The organism is Klebsiella sp. 141198 (assembly GCF_050600785.1).
Taxonomy (GTDB): Bacteria; Pseudomonadota; Gammaproteobacteria; order Enterobacterales; family Enterobacteriaceae; genus Klebsiella; species Klebsiella aerogenes.
In genome coordinates this window covers 175,726-199,577 of record NZ_JAQIRM010000001.1, presented here as the reverse complement: position 1 = coordinate 199,577, position 23,852 = coordinate 175,726, and the positions used below count along the sequence as shown (strand labels likewise).

Genomic DNA, 23,852 nt, shown 5'->3' with positions numbered 1-23,852 from the left:
GACTCCTTATTTTTCCTGCCAACTGAAGCGGCGAGCGAGCAATATGAGCCCCTGTTCGAGCAGCAGGCCGACGACGCCGATAATGACGATAGCGATGATGATGTTTTCCACATTGAGGTTGTTCCATTCATTCCAGATCCAAAACCCAATACCCAACCCGCCGGTCAGCATCTCGGCGGCGACGATCACCAGCCAGGCAATGCCTATCGACAACCGCACGCCGGTTAATACCGCGGGCAGCACTGCCGGAAAGAGGATTTTGCGCATCACCGTCCATTCCGACAGCTGCAGCACGCGAGCCACATTGAGATAGTCCTGCGGGATACGCCTGACGCCTTCCGCGGTGTTAATGACCATCGGCCAGATAGAGCAGATAAAAATGGTCCAGCTGGAAGCCGGCTCCGCCTTCTGAAACAGCAGCAGGCCAATCGGTAACCACGCCAACGGACTCACCGGGCGCAGCAGCGCGATAAGCGGATTAAACATTCGCGCAAAGAACAGCGAGCGGCCGATAAGAAAGCCCAGCGGAATACCGGCCAGCGCCGCCAAACCAAAGCCCACCGCGACCCGTTGCAGCGAAGCCAGCACGTTCCAGCCGATGCCCATGTCGTTCGGTCCGTCGCGGTAGAACGGGTCGGAAAACAGCGTCAGCGCCGAATCCAGGGTGCTCAGCGGCGTCGGGAAGCCTTTCGTACCAAGCGCCGCCAGCTGCCAGCCGAGCAGCAGCAGACCCAGGCCCAGTAGCGGCGGCAGCAGACGTTGCAGCGCGGCGTTCAGCCAGCGACTGGCGGACGGCGTAGCTTTGCGCACCTGCAGCGGCGGCAGGACAATGATTTCGCCCGGCGCGGGTGAGGTCTGCGTGCGCGGCTGCGTGTTAATGGCTGGTTTCATCTCATGCCCCCTTATGTTGAATGGCGAAACTGGCGGCGTACCCTTCCGGGTCGACGCCGTTCCACACTTTGCCGTCCAGCAGCGTGCTGCTGCGTAGCGTTTGCGTTGGCGCAGTGATACCGCCCACGGCCTGCGCCGCCTCTTTCCACAGGTCGATGCGGTTGATACGCTGCGCTACCGCCTGGTAATCCGGCGCGTTTTTCAGCAGGCCCCAGCGGCGGAATTGGGTTAAGAACCACATGCCGTCGGAGAGCCACGGATAGCTGGCTTCGCCCTGCTGAAAGAAGCGCATGGGGTGATCGTCGCGCCAGCGTTTGCCGATGCCGTTGTCGTATTCGCCAAGCATTCGACCGCTAAGGTACTGTTCTTTGGTGTTGAGCCACGCGCGTCTGGCGAGGATCCGCGCGGTTTCGCGGGTGTTTTCGGCAGACGCTTCAATCCAGCGCTGTGCCTCCAGCAGCGCCGCCACCAGCGCCCTTGCGGTATTTGGGTAGCGCGCCACCCAATCGCTGCGCGCGCCGAGGATTTTTTCTGGATGATCCGGCCAGATCTGCTGGCTGGTTGCCGCCGTAAAGCCAATGCGATCGTTAATCGCACGCGCGTTCCACGGTTCGCCAACGCAGAAGCCAACCATATTGCCGATGCGCATGTTCATTACCATTTGCGGCGGCGGCACGACCACCATGCGCACATCGGCGAAGGGGTCGATACCAGCATTAGCCAGCCAGTAATAGAGCCACATCGCATGGGTGCCGGTAGGAAAGGTGTGGGCGAAGGTGTAGCTGCCAGGCGCTTTTTGGTCGATCAGCCGCTTGAGCCCATGACTATCGCTCACGCCTTGCGCCTGCAGGTCACTTGAGAGGGTGATCGCCTGACCGTTGCGGTTCAGGGTCATCAGGTTGGCCATCGACTGCGGCTTGCCGGCGATACCAAGCTCAAGGCCATACAGCATGCCGTAGAGGATATGCGCCGCATCGAGTTCGCCGGCAACCAGCTTATCGCGCACCGCCGCCCAGCTGGCCTCCTTACTTGGCTGCAGGCTGATGCCATACTTTTTATCGAATCCTTTCAGTGCCGCGATCGCCAGCGGCGCGCAGTCGGTTAGCGGGATGAATCCAACCCGCACGGTGGCCAACTCCGGTTTATCGGAACCCGCCGCCCACGCCGCCTGCATCACGCCGGGCAGCAGCATAGCGCCGCCCAGCGCCGCCCCGGCCTGCAAAAAACGCCGTCGTGAAATAAAAACTTTATCGCCCATAGCCGCTCCAGAACGCGCAAAAAAAAGCGCCCGGCAGTGCTTTCGCACCGCAGGACGCCTTTATCCAGAGACCCTCAGACCGCCGTTGGTCCGTTATCTCAAATTGTTGATTCACTCAAATTCAGTAATGCAAAGCGGATGCCAATTTATCATTGCCCGCCAGACGTTGTTTTACCGCTCCCCGCGTAAACTATTGCACCATCGTCAGGCAATGCCTGCCCGCTGATTGTGCATTCAATTTGACGATGAGTCCGGCAGCAGGGCTTTCACCGTTAGCAACGCGCGGGCGATTTCAACCATCCGCTGGTTCTTATCCATCGCCATTTTACGCAGCGCCTGCCAGGCTTGTTCTTCTTGCATCCCTTGATGGCTTATCAGCAGCGCTTTCGCCTTATCAATAATCTTGCGCTCTTCAAGCGTCGCTTTCAGTGAAGCCAGTTGGCCGGAAAGTTGCTCAAGTTCCCACGCCTGCTGGCGGACCAGCGGCAGCAGCTGCTTATCCAGGCGCAAAGTCAGGCTATCGCCGCCTTCTTCTTCAGGCCATTGCAGCGGAGGCATATCGTCTTCTCCACGTTCGAGCAACTGCCGGGTCGCGCTGAGCAGGTCGGCAATCAATGCCTCCTCCAGACCGCGCATCTGCTCAAGCCGTTCAGTTTGCAGGCTAAACCAGCGCTGCGCCGCGGCCCCTTCGTCCGCCGAGGGCTGGCGGGTACAGGCGATGCGCCGCAGTTGCTCTATCTCGCGCCCGGCTTCGCAACCCTGCAGAAGCTCAAGCGCCCGTGGCAGACCGGAGAGCGCCTGAAAGCTGTCAAAACAGGGCTGCTGACCGTCAATGCGGTCAACCAGCTGCTGACGGAGCTCGCCGTTAAATTGGCCTCGCGCAAAGCCCAACGCCCCCAGCGCGCGCTCCTGGCCGGCCAGCTCTTTACCCTGCATAAAGCTGTACAGGGCGACCATACGCCTGGCGATCTGCGGATCGTCTATGCTGTCATTCAACTGCGGCACGATATTCAATAAATGGCGAATAATACGGCTAAAGCGCTGAGTGGCCTCCTGAGCGTCCACCGTGCGGCCTTGCACCGCCGCTCGCAGCGCCGGAAGTTGCGCCAGATACCACACCGCGCTGGCTATTCGCCAACAGAGCGCGCTACTGGCGGATTCCCGCGCCGGTTGCAGCGCAGCATAAAAAGCGCTTAAGCGCGCGTCCACCAGCGCCCCGCCAGCCCGGCGTTCGGCGTCATACAAGCGGCCATCGGAAGAGAGCCACATATTGGAGACGCCGCGCTCGCACTGCAGCATATGAACCAACCCACTTATTTCGCTCGCCAGCGCCCCTTGCTGCGTTAGCTGGCGGAGCTGCTGTTTTTGTAGTTGGCGCGCATAATGAAACCAGCCGATTGCTTCAGGCGTCATGCCGGTCGTATTATTCATACCCTCTCCCGAATTACGTCTTTAGGTAAAGCTAAGCAATAACCGTGCCTGATAAAAGGAGTCTTTATGCAACGTATTGTGATTGTCGCCAACGGCGCCGCCTACGGCAGCGAATCTCTGTTTAATAGCCTGCGCCTGGCTATCGCCCTGCGCGAGCAGGAGTCAGACCTCGATCTGAAGCTGTTTTTAATGTCCGATGCGGTGACCGCCGGGCTTCGCGGACAGAAACCGGCGGAAGGCTATAACATCCAGCAGATGCTTGAGATCCTCACCGCGCAGAATGTGCCGGTAAAACTCTGCAAGACCTGTACGGACGGACGCGGGATCACCCATTTGCCATTAGTAGAGGGCGTGGAAGTGGGAACGCTGGTCGAGCTGGCGCAGTGGACGCTGGCGGCGGATAAAGTGCTGACCTTCTGAATTAATCGCCATTAACAGGATTAAATGTCAGGCTGGCGGCTATTGCTGATGCAAAAGTACGCCACCTGAACGCTTTCAGGAAGATTGTCATTTTTGTTTAATCGTTATCCATTTTGTTGATCGAAATCATCATCCACGCGCTCCCCCTTTGGTGTTATGCAACGAGCAAAGTGTGAACAATATCACGCGCGGGTTGATGTATTCAGAGACAGAAACGGGGTTATGAAAATGGCAATGGTAAAAGCAAGTTTAACGTTATTCGGCGGTGATACGCTGGTGGTGCGCTGTTCGGAGCGCTGTCATATTCACTTAATGAGCGCCAAGGCCGCCGGCGACAGCCACGCCGATATTTTTAGCGTGCAGGACAGGGATAGCGCTTATCTCACCGTGCCCTACAGCGGCACCTGGAACGTGCTGATCGATAGCCATAGCCAGTCGCTGGAGCACTCCATTAGCTACGTTCCAGCCTGAATCTCCACGCCCGGCGGACCGGGCGTTTTTATGCGAGCCCGGGTTGGCTCGCCTCGCCGACCAGATGTCGCACCTGGATAATCAGATCGTCAAGACTGGCGTCGCGCATGCCAAGCTTGCGTAATTCCTGATCCAACGAAAAGAGATACTGGGCATTGGTGCCAAGCGGCCCGCTGGCGCGGGCAATTAACGGCGCGATGGTTTGTGCGCTGGTATCGGATTCATACAGCGGGTGGCGCGGATCCATAATAAACACCAGCGCATTCACCGTGCGCCCATCGTCGAGCTCAAGACGGCACCAGGTTGGCAAATAGCAGCCGGTGATCATTTCTCGCTTCCACAGTAGCGTCAGCTCTTGCTCCAGCGTCTCATCCGGCAGACGATAGGCCACGCCGGTGGTACGCCCGCCTTCCTTCAACGCCAGCATCCTGCCCGGCTGATGCGCGCTGCCGCGACCGGCGGTCAGGCGCAGGCAAAACGCGCGATGCCAACCCGGCAGCGTACCGGTGCAGGATTCGCTGTATTCCAGCGCCGGGTTCCACATCAACGAACCGTAGCCAAAAATCCACACCGAACCGTTGTCCGGACGACAGGCCAGAGTCGCCGCCAACGAGGCCGCCCGTTGCTCAGCCGACCACAGCAGCGATTCCTCAATCGCGCCAAACGCCGTCTTACAATCCGCATTCATCAAGAAATCACGAGTTAACACTTTCTACTACCTCCGCCACTGCCTGCTTCCCGGCGATAATCTGTGCCATCCGTGAATATTGCTGAATTATTATCCAGCTTTATTACTCAATAAGCAATTAACGGAGCGTTGACAAGGGGGCTGACAAAAAATTAGATCGCAAAAGTGATTACTTTTTCTTATGCCATTTGTCGTCATCGCCTTTTTGATAATCATTTTTCACCGCCGCCCAGGCGACTTTATGCGCCGTCTCCTCACGGCTGGCATCATCGCGACGGTCGGCTTTGTCTTTATATTGGTCCCACGCGCTATTGAAAGCTTCTTTATAAATTTCCTGCGCGTGTTCCGGCAAGACGTGCTGAACGCTATCGGGAAGTTCTTGTTTACTACGGTAAGGCATAATGACCTCCAGAATCAGGGTAAAAGCTAAGTCTGGAACACAATTGCCAGGTTGGCAAATGGCAGGAACATTGAGAAATGAATTTTAGTAATCATCTGAAAAATATATATAAAACATACGTAACAGCTTTTTTTAGCAGACCAACGCATTTCTTATGCAAGAGTGGTAAATTTAAGTAAAAATACAAATTAAACCTATCAATGTCTGTTATTTTATCAACTTACGTTATCTATAATTATAACACCTGCATAAATGGAGATGGTTCATGACACATGCACATGAGGCGGTTAAGACCCGCCACAAGGAGACCTCCCTCGTTTTTCCGGTTTTAGCACTGGTGGTGCTGTTTCTCTGGGGAAGCAGTCAATCACTACCAGTGGTCGTTGCGATTAATATTCTGGCGCTGGTCGGGATTCTGAGTAGCGCATTTAGCGTGGTTCGCCATGCCGACGTTCTTGCTCACCGTCTCGGCGAGCCCTATGGTTCATTAATTTTGAGCCTGTCAGTGGTCATTCTTGAAGTGAGCCTGATTTCCGCATTAATGGCGACCGGCGACGCCGCGCCAACGCTAATGCGCGATACGTTATATTCAATCATTATGATCGTCACCGGCGGTCTGGTCGGCTTCTCTTTACTGCTGGGCGGGCGTAAATTCGCCACGCAGTATATGAATTTGTTTGGTATCAAGCAGTACCTGATCGCCCTCTTCCCGCTGGCGATTATCGTACTGGTATTCCCTATGGCGCTGCCGGGCGCCAATTTCAGCACTGGCCAGGCGCTGCTGGTGGCGCTGATTTCCGCCGCCATGTACGGCGTATTCCTGCTCATTCAGACCAAAACGCACCAGAGCCTGTTTGTGTACGAGCATGAAGATGACAGCGATGATGACGACCCGCATCACGGTAAGCCATCGGCGCACAGTAGCGGCTGGCACACAGCCTGGTTACTGGTACACCTGGTTGCGGTTATCGCCGTTACCAAAATGAACGCTAATCCGCTGGAAACGCTGTTGACCAGCATGAACGCGCCGGTAGCCTTTACCGGTTTCCTGGTGGCGCTGCTGATCCTCTCCCCGGAAGGACTCGGCGCACTGAAAGCGGTGCTGAATAATCAGGTGCAGCGCGCAATGAATCTCTTCTTTGGTTCGGTGCTGGCGACGATTTCCCTGACGGTGCCTGTCGTCACGCTTATCGCCTTCCTTACCGGCAATGAACTCCGCTTCGGTTTGGGAGCGTCGGAAATGGTGGTGATGGTGGCGTCGCTGGTGCTGTGCCATATCTCGTTCTCAACCGGACGCACCAATGTCCTCAACGGCGCGGCGCATCTGGCGCTGTTCGCCGCCTACCTGATGACGATATTTGCCTGACCGGGTAATCAGCAATAAAGCCCAAAAAAAAGCCTGTCGGTGGCGAAACCGGCAGGCTTTTTTACTGCTCAACGAAACTTAGTTGCTGGTATCCAGCTCGTCGAAGCTTTTCACCAGATCGTCGATCGCTTTCATTTGCTTCAGGAACGGTTCCAGTTTAGCCAGCGGCAGCGCGGACGGGCCATCACATTTCGCGTGGTCCGGATCCGGGTGCGCTTCAATGAACAGTCCGGCGATACCCACCGCCATCCCGGCGCGAGCCAGTTCCGTCACCTGAGCGCGGCGGCCGCCTGAGGCAGCGCCAAACGGGTCGCGGCACTGCAGGGCGTGGGTCACGTCAAAGATGACCGGCGAGTTGTTGGACGCTTTCTTCATTACGCCGAAGCCGAGCATATCAACGACCAGGTTGTCGTAGCCGAAGTTAGCGCCGCGATCGCACAGGATCACTTTGTCGTTCCCGCCTTCGATGAATTTATCAACGATGTTGCCCATCTGGCCCGGGCTGACGAATTGCGGTTTCTTGACGTTGATGACAGCGCCAGTTTTAGCCATCGCTTCCACCAGGTCAGTCTGACGCGCGAGGAACGCTGGCAGCTGGATCACGTCAACCACGTCGGCCACCGGCTGCGCCTGGCTGGCTTCGTGAACGTCGGTGATGATTTTCACGCCGAAAGTCTGCTTCAGCTCCTGGAAAATCTTCATCCCTTCTTCCAGTCCTGGCCCACGATAGGAGTGGATGGAAGAACGGTTGGCTTTATCAAAAGAGGCTTTGAACACGTACGGAATGCCCAGCTTTTGCGTGACGGTCACATAATGTTCGCAGATACGCATCGCAAGATCGCGGGACTCCAGCACGTTCATTCCGCCAAACAGCACGAACGGCAGGTCGTTTGCTACGTTGATATCACCAATGCTAACCACTTTTTGTTTCATAAGATCGCCTTATCAGGGTGTAACCGGAATGGTTCCAGACTAATGCAATGTAATTTGTTTATGTGAAATCGTGTTGATCTGCGCGCGGATCATCTCGCTAATCGGATCCTCCGGGCACTGCTCAACGAAATAATTGAGATCCAGCAGCGCCACGTGATCGCACTCCAGTTGGGCGTAGATAAGCCCGCGGTCGCGAATTTCATACGGGTCCTCTGGATTAAACTGCAGCAGCGCTTCGCTGGCGCGCAGCGCCAGTTCCATCTGCCGCTCTTCCATCAGCGCCGATTTCAGCGTATCGAGCAGTTTGCGGATCACTTCGGCGTTGTCGGCCTCATCGAGATCTTCATTAAACAGCTCGGCCACCGGGCTGATATTTCCCTTCAGCCACACCTCAAGCGTGTGTTCATCAAGCGTTTCGCCGTTGAATGGGTTAATCAGCCACATCTCTTCGCTGGTGTCCGGGTCGGCGCGCAGCAGCATCTGCGTCGGGAAGATAACCGGCACCACCGGCAGATCCAGACGCTGGGCAATCCATAACAGAATCGCCCCCAGCGACACAGCGCTTCCCTGGCGATTCACCAGCACTTTATCCAGCCATAGCGCATCGGACAGACGATAGATGCCCTGCGATGCGCCGAAGCCCCACTCGTGATAGAACAATTCCAGCAACCGGTCGAGCTGACGCTCCTGATCCCAGGAGGTGGCAATCTCTTCCTGCGCCAGTGTTAACAACCGCTGCAGCTCATCCTGCACAAAGTGCGTCGGAAAGTCGTCGCGGATCAATTCAGAAATGAGGACCATGCCTTCGCATAATGGCGCTTTGTTAAATTCGAAATCAGCTAATGACCTCATGCCTTACCCCAGTAACGGTATTCTTGTGATGGCGAGTTGAACGATGAAGAACAACACCACCAGCGCCAGCAGAAAGGCGATGAACCGGGTCTGCTGGCGGCGCGGGCGACGTCGGCCCAACGCAATAAATCCTAATGCGATGTAAATGATAACGCCAAACAGCTTTTCAGTCAGCCATGCGCCATCTTCGGTAAACGGCAGATAGTGCGTTATCGCCATTAATCCCGCGCCGCTGAGGAACAGCAGCGTATCGCTACAATGCGGCGCAATACGTACCCAGCGCTGATTGAGCATCGCGCTACCGCTGTAGGTCCACCAGTAACGCAACACGAAAAGCCCGACGGATGTCACCACGCAGGCAATATGCAAATAGAGTACTGTAGTAAATAAATTCATTCGCCGGCTTGCTCCTTGTGCGGCCAACGCCCGAGAGTCAGACGTTCGTTATCGCCATAATCGCGGCAGGTCTCGACGTCGCGATATCCTGCTTCATTAAACAATGCGCGTACCACCTCGCCCTGTTTCCAGCCATGTTCTAGTAGCATAAAACCATCGGGTAGCAGGTAGTTGCGTCCTTCACGGATGATATGCGCTAAATCGGCCAGCCCCTGGTCGGCGGCGACCAATGCCGTCCTCGGCTCGAAGCGGACATCCCCTTCGGCAAGATGCGGATCGGTTTCATCGATATAGGGGGGATTACTGACAATCATCGCGAACCGCTGCTCCTTGAGCGCGCTAAACCAGTCGCTTTGCAGCACGGTCACGTTGTTGAGAGCGAGATGAGCGGCATTGCGCGCGGCGAGCGCCGCGGCGTCAGGCATAAAATCAACGGCAATAATCTCGCAGTCCGCCCGCTCGCTGGCCAGCGCCAGAGCGATAGCGCCGGTGCCGGTGCCAAGATCCAGGATGCGGCAGGCCGTCTGCGGCAAGCGTACCAGCGCCTGCTCGACCAGGCATTCTGTGTCGGGGCGCGGGATAAGCGTCGCCGGCGAGACAAACAGCGGCAGCGACCAGAACTCGCGCTGACCCACCAGATGCGCCACCGGCTCGCCGTTGGCGCGGCGCGCCAGCAATGCTTCCAGTTCCGCCAACTGTTTCGCCGTCAATAGGGTTTCGTCAAAAGCGAGGATCCAGGTCCGCGCTTTGCTGGTGACGTGCCCCAGTAAGATCTCGGCGTCGCGACGCGGGCTTTCGCTCGCGCCGAGCCGGGCTATCGCCTGAGTGAGCCACTGTCGGAAGGTCATCATTCCTGCTCAGAAAGCGCCGCCAGCTGGTCAGCCTGGAATTCCTGCACAATCGGTTCGATCAGCATATCCAGTTTGCCTTCCATGGTTTCATCCAGACGGTAAAGGGTCAGGTTGATACGGTGGTCGGTCACGCGGCCCTGCGGGAAGTTGTAGGTACGGTTGCGGTCGCTGCGGTCACCGCTGCCCAGCAGATTACGACGGGTAGACGCTTCCGCCTGCTGACGCTTGGCGACTTCGGCGGCGCGAATACGCGCGCCCAGCACCGACAGCGCCTTGGCTTTGTTTTTATGCTGCGAACGTTCGTCCTGACATTCAACGACGATACCGGTCGGCAAGTGGGTAATACGGATAGCGGAGTCGGTGGTGTTGACGTGCTGGCCGCCCGCCCCCGAGGAACGGAAGGTATCGATACGCAGGTCCGCCGGGTTGATATCCGGCATTTCGGCTTCCGGCAGCTCCGGCATCACCGCCACGGTACAGGCGGAGGTGTGGATACGCCCCTGCGATTCGGTCGCCGGAACGCGCTGGACACGATGGCCGCCGGATTCAAATTTCAGCCGCCCATAGACGCCATCGCCGCTGATCTTGGCAATCACTTCTTTAAATCCGCCATGTTCGCCTTCGTTAGCACTCATGATTTCGACCCGCCAGCGGCGGGCTTCGGCGTAGCGGGTGTACATGCGGAAGAGATCGCCGGCGAACAGCGCCGCTTCATCGCCACCGGTGCCGGCGCGAACTTCGACAAAAGCGTTGCGCTCATCGTCTGGATCTTTCGGCAGCAGCAGCACCTGCAGCTGCTGTTCCAGCGCTTCGCTTTTTTCTTTGGCATCGCGCAGCTCTTCCTGCGCCATTTCGCGCATTTCCGGATCGTCGAGCATCATCTGCGCGGTTTCGATATCGTCCTGCACCTGGCGCCAGTCGGTATAGCAGCGGGCGACATCGCCAAGCTGCGCATACTCGCGCGACAGCGCGCGGAAACGGTCCTGGTCGGCAATGGTGGCGGCGTCGCCAAGCAGCGCCTGAACTTCTTCATGGCGTTCGTACAGAGCTTCCAGTTTAGCAACAATAGAAGGCTTCATAGGCGTGAATTCACCCTGTCTTTAAATAGAGAAATGTGCGCTATTCCAGCCCGAGGCTGTTGCGCAGAATATGCAGGCGTTCATCATCCCCGTCACGGGCAGCCTGCTGAAGAGATTTGGTTGGAGCGTGGATCAGGCGGTTGGTCAGCTTACGGGCCAGATCTTGCATAATTTCCTGCGCATCGCCGCCCTGCTCCAGCGCGGCAAGCGCTTTCGCCGTCAGCTCCTCGCGAACCTGCTCGGATTGGGAACGATATTCGCGGATAGTCTCGCTGGCGCTTTGGGCGCGCAGCCAGGCCATAAATTCGCTGGTTTCCTGCTCGACGATCGATTCCGCCTGCACCGCCGCGGCCTTACGCTGCGCCAGATTGTGCTGAATGATATTTTGCAGGTCATCAACGCTGTACAGATAGGCGTTGGCCAGCTTGCCGACTTCCGGCTCGACGTCGCGGGGCACCGCGATATCTACCAGCAGCATCGGCTGATTGCGGCGCGCCTTCAGCGCGCGCTCGACCATCCCTTTGCCGATGATCGGCAGCGGGCTGGCGGTAGAACTGATAATGATATCGGCGTCTTTTAAGCGCTCGTCGATATCGCTGAGGGCGATAACTTCCGCGCCGACTTCATCCGCCAGCGCCTGGGCGCGTTCACGGGTGCGGTTGGCAATCACCATTTTGCGAACGTTATGTTCGCGCAGATGGCGGGCGACCAGTTCGATAGTTTCCCCCGCGCCAACCAGTAACACAGTGACGCTGGAGAGCGATTCAAAAATTTGCCGAGCCAGCGTACAGGCGGCGAAAGCAACGGAAACGGCGCTGGCGCCGATATCGGTTTCGGTCCGTACGCGCTTAGCCACCGAGAACGATTTCTGGAACATGCGCTCCAGTTCGCTGACGTTCAGATGGCCGCGGCTGGAATCCGCAAACGCTTTTTTCACCTGCCCGAGGATTTGCGGCTCGCCAAGCACGAGTGAATCCAGGCCGCTGGCGACACGCATCAGATGGCTGACGGCGTCGTTATCCTGATGCCAATAAAGACTTTTACGTAGGTCTTCTTCATTCAGGCCGTGGAAGTCACATAGCCAGCGGATCAGCGCTTCCTGCAGGTTGTCCTGCTCTTCAACGCTGAGATACAGCTCCGTGCGATTACAGGTTGATAGCACCACCCCGCCCTGCACCATTGGCTGAGCCAATAAGCTCTCCAGCGCCTTGTCGAGCGTATCCGGCGAAAACGTTACGCGTTCTCGCAGCGCTACCGGAGCTGTTTTGTGGTTGATGCCAAGAGCTAAAAGGGTCATGGTGAGGGAATAGTACCAGCGTTGCTAAGGTTAGTCTGAGCGCATCATACAGGATGCGCGTACTCAATAAAAGAGACGCCCCCCTTTTGGAGTAATAGTCAGGGCTTAATAGCCACTAACGGTAATTTTTTGATTTCAGACAACTTGAACGTAGACGCTATCGGCCAGCGACGCTAGCATTAAGGGTTATTATTGCAACCCGCTACACAAATCGGTGTGCGAACCATCAGTCGCCGCATTTCACTGTAGACATCAAGGATTTGTCATCATTATGAATCGACTGTTCCGCCTGCTGCCGTTGGCAAGCCTCGTTCTGACCGCCTGTGCAATCAATACTCCGCCGCAAGGGCCCGGCAAAAGCCCGGATTCCCCGCAGTGGCGCCAGCACCAGCAGGATGTCCGCAACCTTAACCAGTTCCAGACTCGCGGGGCGTTTGCCTATCTGTCCGATGAGCAGAAAGTGTATGCCCGTTTCTTCTGGCAACAAACCGGCCAGGACCGCTACCGCCTGCTGCTGACCAACCCGCTTGGCAGCACCGAACTGTCATTAACCGCGCAGCCGGGCGGCGTCCAATTGATTGACAACAAAGGCCAGACCTACAACGCCACCGATGCCGAAGAGATGATTGGCCGCCTGACCGGCATGCCGATCCCGCTTAACAGCCTGCGTCAGTGGATTATCGGCCTGCCGGGCGATGCCACCGACTATTCGCTGGATGACCAGTACCGCCTGCGCGAACTCAACTACACGCAGAACGGTAAAACCTGGCACGTGACCTACAGCGGCTACACCAGCGACACCAAACCAACCCTGCCGTCTAATATGGAACTCAACAACGGCAGCCAGCGCATCAAGCTGAAAATGGATAACTGGATTGTGAAATGATGAGTCGCTGGCCCGCCCCTGCAAAATTGAATCTGTTTTTGTATATCACCGGTCAACGCGCCGATGGATATCACACGCTGCAGACACTGTTTCAGTTTCTCGACTATGGCGACATGCTGACTATTGAACCACGCCGCGACGGGAAACTGCGGCTGTTAACGCCGGTCGCCGGCGTGCCGGATGAAGAGAACCTGATTATTCGCGCCGCCAGGCTACTGATGGCGGCGGCGGAGTCTCACGGTCAACTCCCCGCTGGCAGCGGCGCGGATATCAGCATCGACAAACGCCTGCCGATGGGCGGCGGCTTAGGTGGCGGCTCTTCTAACGCCGCGACGGTGCTGGTAGCGCTGAATCATCTGTGGGGCTGCGGGTTTAGCGAAGACCAACTGGCGACGCTTGGGCTACAGCTCGGCGCCGATGTCCCGGTTTTCGTTCGCGGCCACGCGGCGTTTGCCGAAGGGGTTGGCGAGATTCTCACCCCGGTCGATCCGCCGGAAAAATGGTATCTGGTCGCCCATCCGGGCGTGAGTATCCCGACGCCGATCATTTTTCGCGATCCGGAGTTACCACGAAATACCCCGAGCAGGTCAATTAATACCTTACTAAACTGTGAATTCGGCAACGATTGCGAGGTTATCGCAAGAAAACGTTTTCGTGAGGTTGATGCAACGCTTTCCTGGCTGTTAGAATACGCGCCGTCGCGCCTGACTGGCACAGGAGCCTGTGTCTTTGCTGAATTTGACACCGAATCCGCCGCTCGTCAGGTGCTGGAAAAAGCCCCGGAATGGCTGCAAGGCTTTGTTGCGCGAGGAATTAATGTCTCGCCGCTGAAGCAAGCCCTACTGAAGTAATTCTGCTTTTTGCATGAATAACGGCAAGTTTGCCGGGCAAACAGAGTATCGGTGACAACGTCACCCTGTTCCAGACGTTGCATCGTGCTCTTTAATACACCGCCTGGATGAGATGGCGCCGGCCCGCACAGTTTAATGGCCCGTTTCATCCACCACTGGACGCATGCCTGAGGTTCTTCTCGTGCCTGATATGAAGCTTTTTGCTGGTAACGCCACCCCGGAACTAGCACAACGTATTGCCAACCGCCTGTACACTTCTCTTGGCGACGCCGCTGTAGGTCGTTTTAGCGACGGCGAAGTCAGCGTACAAATCAACGAAAACGTACGCGGTGGTGATATTTTCATCATCCAGTCCACTTGTGCTCCCACCAATGACAACCTGATGGAATTGGTTGTTATGGTTGATGCCCTGCGTCGCGCTTCTGCAGGCCGTATCACCGCTGTTATCCCTTACTTCGGCTATGCCCGCCAGGACCGTCGCGTACGTTCCGCTCGTGTGCCAATCACCGCAAAAGTCGTCGCTGACTTCCTGTCCAGTGTCGGCGTTGACCGCGTTCTGACCGTTGACCTGCACGCTGAACAGATTCAGGGCTTCTTTGATGTTCCTGTTGATAACGTATTCGGTAGCCCAATTCTGCTCGAAGATATGCTGCAGCTGAATCTGGACAACCCGATCGTGGTTTCTCCGGACATCGGCGGCGTGGTTCGCGCTCGCGCTATCGCAAAGCTGCTGAACGATACCGACATGGCGATCATCGATAAACGCCGCCCGCGCGCTAACGTTTCTCAGGTGATGCATATCATCGGCGACGTCGCTGGCCGTGACTGCGTGATGGTTGATGACATGATCGATACCGGCGGCACCCTGTGTAAAGCAGCGGAAGCGCTGAAAGAACGCGGTGCGAAACGTGTCTTCGCCTACGCGACTCACCCGATCTTCTCCGGCAATGCTATCCAGAACATTAAAAACTCTGTGATTGATGAATTCGTCGTCTGCGATACCATTCCGCTGACGCCAGAAATCAAAGCGCTGGACAAAGTCCGTACCCTGACCCTGTCTGGTATGCTGGCCGAAGCGATTCGTCGTATCAGCAACGAAGAATCCATTTCTGCTATGTTCGAGCACTAATCGAGCCCAGCCGAAAAACCCGCTGCGGCGGGTTTTTTTGTCTCTGGTTCATATTTGTATGACTAATGCCTCCTTCACCTGCCATTCAGTTGACAGATGATGCGCTCATGGATGAAACATTATTGTGAATAGATTATTTTCCTCACATGTGATGCCTTTCCGCGCCCTCATCGACGCTTGCTGGAAAGAAAAGTACACCGCATCGCGCTTTACCCGCGATCTCATCGCCGGGATAACCGTCGGGATCATCGCTATCCCGCTGGCGATGGCGTTAGCAATTGGCAGCGGCGTAGCGCCGCAATATGGACTCTACACCTCGGCGGTGGCGGGGATTGTCATCGCCCTGACCGGCGGTTCGCGCTTTAGCGTTTCCGGCCCCACCGCGGCCTTCGTGGTGATCCTCTATCCGGTGTCACAACAGTTTGGCCTTGCCGGCCTGCTGGTGGCGACGCTAATGTCGGGTATTTTCTTAATCCTTTTCGGCCTCGCCCGCTTTGGCCGTCTGATTGAATATATCCCGCTTTCAGTCACCCTTGGCTTTACCTCTGGTATCGGCATCACCATCGGTACCATGCAAATTAAAGACTTCCTTGGTCTGCAGATGGCGCATGTCCCAGAGCACTATCTGCAGAAAGTCGGCGCGCTGGTGATGGCGCTGCCGACAATTAACGTTGGCGATGCCGCCATCGGTATCGTGACGCTGGGTATTCTGATTTTCTGGCCGCGTTTGGGCATCCGCTTGCCGGGGCACCTGCCGGCGCTGCTGGCGGGCTGCGCGGTGATGGGTATCGTTAATGTGCTTGGCGGGCATGTGGCGACCATCGGCTCGCAGTTCCACTATGTACTCGCCGACGGCAGCCAGGGCAATGGTATCCCGCAGCTGCTGCCGCAACTGGTGTTGCCGTGGGATATGCCGGGTTCGGAGTTTACCCTGAGCTGGTCGTCGCTGCGCGCGCTGCTGCCTGCCGCCTTCTCTATGGCGATGCTGGGCGCCATTGAATCACTGCTCTGCGCGGTGGTGCTCGACGGTATGACCGGCACCAAGCACAAAGCGAACAGCGAGCTTGTCGGCCAGGGCCTTGGCAATATCATCGCGCCGTTCTTTGGCGGTATCACCGCCACCGCGGCGATTGCCCGCTCCGCGGCTAACGTGCGCGCTGGCGCAACTTCGCCGATTTCCGCGGTGATCCATGCCCTGCTGGTGATCCTCGCATTGTTAATCCTCGCCCCGCTGCTCTCATGGCTGCCGCTGTCGGCCATGGCCGCCCTGCTGCTGATGGTAGCGTGGAACATGAGCGAAGCGCATAAGGTGATTAACCTGCTACGCCACGGACCAAAAGATGACATCGTCGTACTGTTGATGTGCATGTCGCTGACCGTGCTGTTCGATATGGTCATCGCCATTAGCGTCGGTATCGTGCTGGCTTCGCTGCTGTTTATGCGCCGCATCGCGCGCATGACGCGCCTTGCGCCGGTGAACGTTGAAGTACCGGATGATGTTCTGGTGCTGCGAGTTATCGGCCCGCTGTTTTTCGCCGCGGCGGAAGGACTATTTACCGATTTGGAAAGCCGGATTGAAGGCAAACGCGTGGTGGTGCTGAAGTGGGATGCGGTACCGGTGCTGGATGCCGGTGGTCTTGACGCGTTCCTGCGCTTTGTGAAACGCCTGCCGGAAGGCTGCGAGCTTCGGGTATCGAACCTTGAATTCCAGCCGCTACGTACTTTGGCTCGCGCAGGGGTTCAGCCAATTCCGGGACGCCTGAGCTTCTACCCAGACCGTACTGCGGCACTGGCGGATATAGAATTAGGGCAATAAATGAGAGGCTCGCCGGAAAGGCTATCCGGCGAGCTGAATTCCGTTAGCTGTGACGGTGCGGATCGCGGCGGCAGCGTTTATCGTAATGGCGAACCCACCAATAGCGGTCGGTGACTCTTTCATGACCGCCTACGCGAGCGCCCGCCAGCCACAAAACGGCGCCGACGAAAATACTCAACACGGCGCCATGAGCAAAGAATTGCGGCAGGTTAAGCTGTGGAAGCTGGTTTAAAATAGAGTAACCAACGCCGACCACCATCACAACCAACCCTAAACCCATCAGTATGTTACCGAGTAACGAAGCGTTTCTGCGTTTCATATGTCACCTCCGGACCTTGGGCTGCATGGGAATATCCCCAAAATTTATAGGTTAAGTATAGACAATGGAGATATGAGTGATTGCGTTAGTGATCACATTCGGGAACATCTGATCAACAAAAGTTTACAAATAAGCCACTGAACAACATCAAATTCTAATGGTTCAAAGGGGAAATTATCAGTAAGGGTAGCGTTTCGCCGGCAGAATTTTGTCAAGCGCCGACGCAGGCAGTACACTACGCGGCAAAGAACGACCCATGCAGGAATAAAAAGTGACGATAAAACTGATTGTCGGCCTGGCTAACCCCGGCGCGGAATACGCGGCAACGCGCCATAACGCTGGCGCCTGGTACGTAGATTTACTGGCGGAGCGCCACCGCGCGCCGCTACGAGAAGAGAGCAAATTCTTCGGCTATACCTCGCGCCTCAACCTGGCGGGGGAAGACGTGCGCCTGCTGGTGCCGACCACCTTTATGAATCTCAGCGGCAAAGCGGTGGCCGCGATGGCTACCTTTTACCGTATTAATCCGGATGAAATTCTGGTCGCCCACGACGAGCTCGATTTACCGCCCGGCGTCGCTAAATTCAAACTTGGCGGCGGGCACGGCGGTCATAATGGCCTGAAGGACATTATCAGCAAGCTGGGCAATAACCCAAACTTTCACCGCTTACGCGTCGGAATTGGCCATCCGGGCGACAAAAACAAAGTTGTCGGCTTTGTGCTGGGTAAACCACCGGCCAGCGAACAGAAGTTAATTGACGAAGCGGTTGATGAAGCGGCGCGTTGTACCGAGGTGTGGCTGAAAGACGGTTTAACTAAAGCAACCAACCGTTTACACGCGTTTAAAGCGCAATAAGCGTTCGACGTGCGGAATTTTTGCCGCACACCGTGTATAATAGGCGAAGCTATTTACTTTTCTACAGTCTGTTATTCATAACAGACTGATTATCCAAAGATTAAGGTGATTTAAATCATGGGATTCAAATGCGGTATCGTCGGTTTGCCCAACGTCGGCAAATCCACCCTGTTCAATGCGCTCACCAAAGCAGGTATTGAAGCGGCCAACTTCCCGTTCTGTACCATTGAGCCGAACACCGGTGTCGTACCGATGCCCGATCCGCGTCTGGACAAACTGGCAGAGATCGTCAAGCCGCAGCGTATCCTGCCGACGACCATGGAATTCGTTGATATTGCCGGTCTGGTTAAAGGCGCGTCCAAAGGCGAAGGTCTGGGTAACCAGTTCCTGACCAATATCCGTGAAACCGAAGCCATCGGCCACGTAGTTCGCTGCTTTGAAAATGACAATATTATCCACGTCGCGGGTAAAGTCGATCCGGCGGAAGATATTGACGTTATCAACACCGAGCTGGCGCTGTCCGACCTCGATACCTGCGAACGCGCCATTCACCGCGTTTCCAAGAAAGCCAAAGGCGGCGATAAAGACGCTAAAGTTGAACTGGCCGCGCTGGAAAAATGTCTGCCGCAGCTGGAAAAAGCAGGCATGCTGCGCGCGCTGGATCTGAGCAAAGAAGAGAAAGAAGCGATCCGCTATCTGAGCTTCCTGACCCTGAAGCCAACCATGTACATCGCCAACGTTAACGAAGACGGTTTTGAAAACAACCCGTATCTCGACCAGGTTCGCGCTATCGCTGAGCAAGAAGGTTCTGTGGTAGTTCCGGTTTGCGCCGCCGTTGAATCCGACATTGCCGAGCTGGACGACGAAGAGCGTGATGAGTTTATGGCCGAGCTGGGCCTTGAAGAGCCGGGCCTGAACCGCGTAATCCGCGCAGGCTACGCTCTGCTGAACCTGCAAACCTACTTCACCGCCGGCGTGAAAGAAGTTCGCGCATGGACTATTCCGGTTGGCGCGACCGCGCCGCAGGCTGCCGGTAAAATCCACACCGACTTCGAAAAAGGCTTTATCCGCGCCCAGACCATCGCCTATGAAGACTTCATTGCTTACAAAGGCGAACAAGGCGCGAAAGAAGCCGGTAAAATGCGTGCGGAAGGCAAAGACTACATCGTTAAAGATGGCGACGTGATGAACTTCTTGTTCAACGTCTAATCCCTGCCGATAAAATCCGCGCCCCGGCGCGGATTTTTCATTTCAAAGCCTCGCAGGTTTTATAACTCGCGAGGTTTTAAATTATCTGAACGGCGCATCTAACGGAATTTCTGCGTCAGGCTCGTGGGTAATTCGGTTACGCAGATCGCGACGAATCATTTCAATTGCCCAGAACCAAAAAATATGGCCAAGCAGTTCGGAAATATATTCATCAGCCGGAATATTGAATAACGACGGCGTAAGTCCTAATAGCGGGAAAGATATCCAGTGAACCGCAATGGTGGCGACAATGCCGGCCCACACGCCCTGCCATAATTTAACTTTTGGGAATATCTCCGCCACCACGCAATAGCCAATCGCAAACACCAACGAGAAGATTATATGCGTGACCATCACCGGGTTGATGATATGCTCAGAAAAGGTGTAAACGGTATGCGTTGGGTCAATACCAAGATAGTCGCGTAGAAAGAGATAAGGAGGGTTGAATTCATCACGCCCGCCGGAAAACGTTCGCGGCGGCAGAGGCACTTCCGCCCCCCACTTAACGAATGCCGACATGATTCCGGCAATAACCCCAACCAATAAGGCGACGCCATAGCGACGCCGACCAGGTGCAGTCTGTACAAAAAAATCCTTAATTGCCATAAATCCCTCGCCATGAATAATATTGTTACAGCATTGCAATATTCTTTAAGTCTGCGCGGGTATGGCTTGATCAAGATCACACTTTTTGTTCAAAAGATAAACAAAGATAATACTTTTAAATTATCGCGGGGCATCAATTAATGCCCCGCGAGGCATTCTTTTAATCACGCCATCCCATTGCCGGCGCAACGTGCTTCAGAATAGACTCAATCACGTGAGCGTTATAATCCACGCCCAGCTGATTCGGCACCGTCAGCAATAAAGTATCAGCTTCTGCGATCGCTTCATCCTGTTTCAGTTGTTCGACGAGCTTATCGGGTTCAGCGGCATAGCTGCGGCCGAAAATGGCGCGGGTTTTCTCATCAAGAAAACCAATACTATCGCTAGTATCCCGGCTGGAGCCGAAATACATTCGGTCGCGATCGTCCATCAGGGCAAAAATACTTCGGCTGACCGATACCCGCGGCGTACGCGTGTGCCCCGCCTCAGTCCAGGCCTGACGATAGGCGCGGATCTGTTTCGCCTGTTGAATATGGAATGGTTCGCCCGTCTCATCATCTTTCAGCGTCGAGCTTTGCAAGTTCATGCCGAGCTTCGCCGCCCACATCGCCGTAGCATTAGAGCCCGCGCCCCACCAGATACGCTCACGTAGTCCGGCGGAGTACGGCTCAAGACGCAGCAATCCCGGCGGGTTGGGAAACATCGGTTGCGGGTTAGGTTTAGCGAAACCTTCGCCGCGCAGCACGTCCAGCAGAACCTCAGTATGGCGCCGCGCCATGTCAGCGTCGGACTCGCCATCCTGCGGTTGAAAACCGAAATGACGCCAGCCATCAATCACCTGTTCCGGCGAACCCCGGCTGATGCCAAGCTGTAAACGCCCACCGGCGATCAAATCTGCAGCGCCGGCATCCTCCGCCATATATAGCGGATTTTCATAGCGCATATCGATAACGCCGGTGCCGATCTCAATCTTCTTAGTTTTCGCGCCGATAGCGGCCAGTAGCGGGAACGGTGAACTGAGCTGGCGGGCGAAATGGTGCACCCGAAAATAGGCGCCGTCCGCGCCTAACTCTTCGGCGGCAACGGCCAGATCGATGGATTGTAAAAGCGTGTCGGCAGCGGAACGAGTCGCCGACTGCGGCGATGGCGTCCAGTGGCCAAATGACAAAAATCCAATCTTTTTCATGAGGATAGACCCTGGTTTGGCAAAACATTCAGCAGACGCGGAGATAATATTCCGCGTCTGTTGGTGGTTCCCCCTACTCTACCCCTTAACCAAAATGTATAAATGGCGTTTATTTAACAGAATGGTTCAAATAAATTGACCAAATGTAACGATGGCTATTTCTGCATCAGCGCAAAAACGCCCCAACCGAAATATTCCCGGGTATAAGTGACGTGGCGAAGTGGTGCGGCATTGAGCTCCGCACGGACCTCAACCGCAAATTCATCATCCGGATGCGCCTGCAGCCAACGGCGCATCGTCAGCCATTTAGCGGCTTCATAACGGTCCCACCCCTCGCGGTCAGCCAGCACCATCTCAACAATGTCATAGCCCAGTTCGCCAAAAGAGGCGACCAGCGCCGGAAGCGGCAACAAATCAGCCACCGCAGAAACACCGCAGGCGCGCGCTTGTTCTTCTGTGGCGGGTACCTTACGCCACCAGGGCTCCCCGATAAGTAGCATACCGCCAGGCTTAAGGCTTCGGGCTAACTGCGCCACGGTTCCGGCGACGCCGCCGGCTATCCACGTCGCGCCGATACAGGCCGCTACATCGTATTGCCGTTCGGCAACGTAACCTGCCGCATCGCTATGGAGAAAAGTGACGCGATCGCTAACGCCAAGCGCTGCGGCGCGTTGTTTAGCCTGCGCGGTAAACAATGGGCTCATATCAATGCCCAGACCGCCGATAGCATGGTCCCGCGCCCAGGTGCAGAGCATTTCGCCAGAACCGCTGCCAAGGTCGAGGATCTGCGCCCCCGCCTGCAGGCGAAGTACGCGGCCAAGCGTGGCATATTTTTCCGCCGTGAAGGGGTTATGGATACGATGTTCACTTTCGCTGATGGTAAAGATACGGGGAATATCGATTGTTGTGGTCATACCACTCTCCTTAGCGGTTATCCGGTTGAGCGCGAACGTTATTCAGCCCGCTGGTGTTGATGCGGTACGGCTGGCCGTTAACGGATTTAATCAGTTTTTTAGTGCGGAGTTTTTTGAAGACGGCGAGCGTACAGTCGCTGAGCAGTAGCCCTTCGCGGCTATAGCACTCCACGGCGATGACGCGGCCTGAGGTATCGCGAATGTGCGCAATACGTCCGCCTTTCGCGAGAACGTGTAAGGTACGTTGTTCCTGACGGGATAAATTCATACTGGAAAACCTGTTTAATCATCATGTGCAAAACGTGCAAACACGCAGCGGTGCCCGCATTCGATTTCAGCGCATTGATAACCAGCCCGGCCTGAAAGGTCGGCAAACTGATTATCAGATGATTACATTCTCCAGCATCAAAGCCTCGGTAGAGTTGAAAGGTATTTACCAGCCGGATAATAACATCCAGTGACAGAAAGGATATTTATGAACGGGAAAATTGTGATCGATATCTGAAATTGCGCCCCCCGCTCCATGACGGAAGACGCACAATGACTAGCTTCAGCGTACTGACCCGGATTACCACATCAAATCATCAGGTACTTTAAAGTCAGCATACGGATCGTCTTCGTCCTCGGCTTCCTGGCTCAGGGCGCTGTTCAACACAATACTTTCGGCGTCGCGCTGGGCGATTTTATCCGCCACGCTGGCGGGAATAATCGCGTATTCGTATTTTCCGTTATTATCAACAGCAAGGCGGGCAATCGCCAGACGGCCGCTAATGAGCTGCGCCTGGGTGGTTTTATCCACATCAATGTTTTTGATGAGATTATTATCCGTAAAGTTAAAAGCGATCTGACCTTTCGCAATCGTGATTCGGTTCATTTCGATCAGCTGCTTAACCTGCGCTTTATACTCTTTTGCTAAAGCCGCTTGCTTTTGCTGCTCGCTGAGCTGCTTGTCGCGCTCAAGCTGGGCTTTTTTGTTTTCTTCAACGGCCTCGCGGGCTTCACGCGCCTGAACGCGTGACTTTTTCGCCGTTCTCTGAACCTTAGCCATCTTTTTACTGGTGACCAGACCCGCTTTCAGCATCTGTTCTTGTAAGGTAAGTTTTGTCATCGTCGTTTCTACAATCGTTTGAATTCTGCTTCGGATACGGTAAATCAGGATTAGACTTTAAGGAGCTTCACCGTGGCGTCGATGTCGATTTCATCTTCAGAGAAGATGAGCGTTGTGCCCTGAAAGGTAGTGATCGCCAACTTTTTCAGCGTGCGCATTTCGCCCGGCTTCACGCTCTCTTTCGGCTTGATGCTGTTCATCAGTAGTCCCACGGAGAGCACCGCATTTTCCTTGTCGATACGCGTATCGGCCGGCACTTCCTCACTGTATACCAGGTAAGACTTGATCGATGTCAGCTTCACACGCTCACCGGCAATATACAGATGTTTGCTTTCCGGGATGACTTTAACCGCGTAAGCCGAGAGACCTTTATTATTAGTCGTGGGCTCAAACGTGACTGCCGCGTCTTTCTTAATCAGATCCGGATTGGCGACCTTAATCACGTGAAAATAGCGGTTATCACCATTTTCATCTTTGATAAATCCGAAACCTTTATCTTTAAACCACGTTGTGATCGTACCGTTCATCGCCATTACCGCCTGATTAATCGTTTATCTACTCAATTTTGCAGCGCGCAGTTTAAAGCACAATGCCAGCATA

At 55.5% G+C, this 23,852-nt stretch carries 28 protein-coding genes; 10 read left to right on the top strand and 18 right to left on the bottom strand.

The window, feature by feature from the left end:
- Positions 1 to 6: 6 nt before the first annotated feature.
- From ntrB to nasR, 3 genes are all read right to left on the bottom strand, one after another.
- Entirely contained in the window at positions 7 to 891 is an 885-nt protein-coding gene (gene ntrB, locus PGR10_RS00995; protein ID WP_087857956.1) for a nitrate ABC transporter permease, read from the bottom strand.
- 1 nt (position 892) lies between these two features.
- Positions 893 to 2,149 (bottom strand): ABC transporter substrate-binding protein, encoded by a 1,257-nt coding sequence (locus tag PGR10_RS00990; RefSeq protein ID WP_213793781.1) that lies wholly within the window; start codon positions 2,147 to 2,149, stop codon positions 893 to 895.
- Between the two features lie 234 nt (positions 2,150 to 2,383).
- Positions 2,384 to 3,580: a nitrate regulatory protein NasR gene (gene nasR, locus PGR10_RS00985; protein WP_087857958.1), complete on the bottom strand. Its 1,197-nt coding sequence runs from the start codon at positions 3,578 to 3,580 to the stop codon at positions 2,384 to 2,386.
- Between the two features lie 66 nt (positions 3,581 to 3,646).
- Here nasR and PGR10_RS00980 point away from each other — a divergent pair, with 66 nt between their 5' ends.
- Positions 3,647 to 4,000: a DsrE/DsrF/TusD sulfur relay family protein gene (locus tag PGR10_RS00980; protein ID WP_430922770.1), complete on the top strand. Its 354-nt coding sequence runs from the start codon at positions 3,647 to 3,649 to the stop codon at positions 3,998 to 4,000.
- A gap of 228 nt (positions 4,001 to 4,228) precedes the next feature.
- Positions 4,229 to 4,471 carry a DUF1883 domain-containing protein gene (locus PGR10_RS00975; RefSeq protein ID WP_015705086.1) on the top strand — a complete coding sequence of 81 codons (243 nt, stop codon included), beginning with the start codon at positions 4,229 to 4,231 and terminating at the stop codon, positions 4,469 to 4,471.
- Between the two features lie 28 nt (positions 4,472 to 4,499).
- Here PGR10_RS00975 and PGR10_RS00970 read toward each other — a convergent pair whose 3' ends face one another.
- Both PGR10_RS00970 and chaB read right to left on the bottom strand, forming a co-directional pair.
- Entirely contained in the window at positions 4,500 to 5,180 is a 681-nt protein-coding gene (locus PGR10_RS00970; RefSeq protein ID WP_015705085.1) for a gamma-glutamylcyclotransferase, read from the bottom strand.
- A gap of 148 nt (positions 5,181 to 5,328) precedes the next feature.
- The gene (gene chaB / locus PGR10_RS00965; protein WP_015367102.1) at positions 5,329 to 5,559 is read right to left on the bottom strand and encodes a putative cation transport regulator ChaB; all 231 of its coding nucleotides are present in this window, start codon (positions 5,557 to 5,559) and stop codon (positions 5,329 to 5,331) included.
- Positions 5,560 to 5,824: 265 nt separating this feature from the next.
- Between chaB and chaA the strand changes: the two genes are divergently transcribed.
- Positions 5,825 to 6,925 (top strand): sodium-potassium/proton antiporter ChaA, encoded by a 1,101-nt coding sequence (gene chaA / locus PGR10_RS00960; protein WP_430922769.1) that lies wholly within the window; start codon positions 5,825 to 5,827, stop codon positions 6,923 to 6,925.
- 78 nt (positions 6,926 to 7,003) lie between these two features.
- Here the strand turns inward: chaA and kdsA are convergent, their stop codons facing one another.
- From kdsA to hemA, 6 genes are read right to left on the bottom strand one after another with little or no spacing between them, the layout of a single operon-like run.
- Positions 7,004 to 7,858 carry a 3-deoxy-8-phosphooctulonate synthase gene (gene kdsA / locus PGR10_RS00955; protein WP_015367105.1) on the bottom strand — a complete coding sequence of 285 codons (855 nt, stop codon included), beginning with the start codon at positions 7,856 to 7,858 and terminating at the stop codon, positions 7,004 to 7,006.
- A 39-nt stretch (positions 7,859 to 7,897) separates the two neighbouring features.
- Entirely contained in the window at positions 7,898 to 8,710 is an 813-nt protein-coding gene (gene sirB1 / locus PGR10_RS00950; RefSeq protein ID WP_045393803.1) for an invasion regulator SirB1, read from the bottom strand.
- 3 nt (positions 8,711 to 8,713) lie between these two features.
- Positions 8,714 to 9,106: an invasion regulator SirB2 gene (gene sirB2 / locus PGR10_RS00945; RefSeq protein ID WP_430922768.1), complete on the bottom strand. Its 393-nt coding sequence runs from the start codon at positions 9,104 to 9,106 to the stop codon at positions 8,714 to 8,716.
- On the bottom strand, positions 9,103 to 9,954 hold the full coding sequence (prmC, locus tag PGR10_RS00940) for a peptide chain release factor N(5)-glutamine methyltransferase (RefSeq protein WP_430923091.1): 852 nt from the start codon (positions 9,952 to 9,954) through the stop codon (positions 9,103 to 9,105). The genes sirB2 and prmC overlap by 4 nt, the downstream gene beginning before the upstream one ends.
- On the bottom strand, positions 9,954 to 11,036 hold the full coding sequence (gene prfA / locus PGR10_RS00935; protein WP_015367109.1) for a peptide chain release factor 1: 1,083 nt from the start codon (positions 11,034 to 11,036) through the stop codon (positions 9,954 to 9,956). Before prfA ends, prmC begins: the two co-directional genes overlap by 1 nt.
- Positions 11,037 to 11,076: 40 nt before the next feature.
- Positions 11,077 to 12,333, bottom strand: a complete 1,257-nt coding sequence (gene hemA, locus PGR10_RS00930; protein WP_015367110.1) for a glutamyl-tRNA reductase — start codon at positions 12,331 to 12,333, stop codon at positions 11,077 to 11,079.
- A gap of 271 nt (positions 12,334 to 12,604) precedes the next feature.
- Here hemA and lolB point away from each other — a divergent pair, with 271 nt between their 5' ends.
- The 4 genes from lolB (at position 12,605) to dauA (ending at position 17,015) form a co-directional block, all read left to right on the top strand.
- Positions 12,605 to 13,219, top strand: a complete 615-nt coding sequence (gene lolB, locus PGR10_RS00925) for a lipoprotein insertase outer membrane protein LolB (RefSeq protein ID WP_015705083.1) — start codon at positions 12,605 to 12,607, stop codon at positions 13,217 to 13,219.
- Positions 13,219 to 14,070, top strand: a complete 852-nt coding sequence (ispE, locus tag PGR10_RS00920; protein WP_430923090.1) for a 4-(cytidine 5'-diphospho)-2-C-methyl-D-erythritol kinase — start codon at positions 13,219 to 13,221, stop codon at positions 14,068 to 14,070. Before lolB ends, ispE begins: the two co-directional genes overlap by 1 nt.
- 181 nt (positions 14,071 to 14,251) lie before the next feature.
- On the top strand, positions 14,252 to 15,199 hold the full coding sequence (prs, locus tag PGR10_RS00915; RefSeq protein WP_015367113.1) for a ribose-phosphate diphosphokinase: 948 nt from the start codon (positions 14,252 to 14,254) through the stop codon (positions 15,197 to 15,199).
- 124 nt (positions 15,200 to 15,323) lie between these two features.
- Positions 15,324 to 17,015 (top strand): C4-dicarboxylic acid transporter DauA, encoded by a 1,692-nt coding sequence (gene dauA, locus PGR10_RS00910; RefSeq protein WP_213793785.1) that lies wholly within the window; start codon positions 15,324 to 15,326, stop codon positions 17,013 to 17,015.
- Positions 17,016 to 17,058: 43 nt separating this feature from the next.
- Here dauA and ychH read toward each other — a convergent pair whose 3' ends face one another.
- Positions 17,059 to 17,334 carry a stress-induced protein YchH gene (gene ychH, locus PGR10_RS00905; protein ID WP_045393789.1) on the bottom strand — a complete coding sequence of 92 codons (276 nt, stop codon included), beginning with the start codon at positions 17,332 to 17,334 and terminating at the stop codon, positions 17,059 to 17,061.
- A gap of 271 nt (positions 17,335 to 17,605) precedes the next feature.
- Between ychH and pth the strand changes: the two genes are divergently transcribed.
- On the top strand, positions 17,606 to 18,190 hold the full coding sequence (gene pth, locus PGR10_RS00900; RefSeq protein WP_015705080.1) for an aminoacyl-tRNA hydrolase: 585 nt from the start codon (positions 17,606 to 17,608) through the stop codon (positions 18,188 to 18,190).
- A gap of 117 nt (positions 18,191 to 18,307) precedes the next feature.
- Entirely contained in the window at positions 18,308 to 19,399 is a 1,092-nt protein-coding gene (gene ychF, locus PGR10_RS00895; protein WP_015705079.1) for a redox-regulated ATPase YchF, read from the top strand.
- 81 nt (positions 19,400 to 19,480) lie between these two features.
- Here the strand turns inward: ychF and PGR10_RS00890 are convergent, their stop codons facing one another.
- From PGR10_RS00890 to PGR10_RS00875, 4 genes are all read right to left on the bottom strand, one after another.
- On the bottom strand, positions 19,481 to 20,044 hold the full coding sequence (locus PGR10_RS00890; RefSeq protein ID WP_045393784.1) for a YagU family protein: 564 nt from the start codon (positions 20,042 to 20,044) through the stop codon (positions 19,481 to 19,483).
- Between the two features lie 160 nt (positions 20,045 to 20,204).
- Positions 20,205 to 21,230 (bottom strand): LLM class flavin-dependent oxidoreductase, encoded by a 1,026-nt coding sequence (locus tag PGR10_RS00885; protein WP_430922767.1) that lies wholly within the window; start codon positions 21,228 to 21,230, stop codon positions 20,205 to 20,207.
- Positions 21,231 to 21,385: 155 nt separating this feature from the next.
- Positions 21,386 to 22,144, bottom strand: coding sequence for an SAM-dependent methyltransferase (locus PGR10_RS00880; RefSeq protein ID WP_430922766.1), 759 nt, complete (start codon positions 22,142 to 22,144; stop codon positions 21,386 to 21,388).
- Positions 22,145 to 22,154: 10 nt separating this feature from the next.
- Complete coding sequence (locus tag PGR10_RS00875) at positions 22,155 to 22,412, bottom strand: YjhX family toxin (protein WP_015705074.1); 258 nt, start codon at positions 22,410 to 22,412, stop codon at positions 22,155 to 22,157.
- A 34-nt stretch (positions 22,413 to 22,446) separates the two neighbouring features.
- On the opposite strand from PGR10_RS00875, the gene PGR10_RS00870 reads away from it, so the two are divergent.
- Positions 22,447 to 22,605 (top strand): hypothetical protein, encoded by a 159-nt coding sequence (locus PGR10_RS00870; protein ID WP_316424555.1) that lies wholly within the window; start codon positions 22,447 to 22,449, stop codon positions 22,603 to 22,605.
- A 107-nt stretch (positions 22,606 to 22,712) separates the two neighbouring features.
- Here the strand turns inward: PGR10_RS00870 and PGR10_RS00865 are convergent, their stop codons facing one another.
- Positions 22,713 to 23,252, bottom strand: a complete 540-nt coding sequence (locus tag PGR10_RS00865; protein ID WP_045375126.1) for a DUF2058 domain-containing protein — start codon at positions 23,250 to 23,252, stop codon at positions 22,713 to 22,715.
- A 50-nt stretch (positions 23,253 to 23,302) separates the two neighbouring features.
- On the bottom strand, positions 23,303 to 23,785 hold the full coding sequence (locus PGR10_RS00860; protein WP_113374177.1) for a cold-shock protein: 483 nt from the start codon (positions 23,783 to 23,785) through the stop codon (positions 23,303 to 23,305).
- Positions 23,786 to 23,852 lie beyond the last annotated feature (67 nt).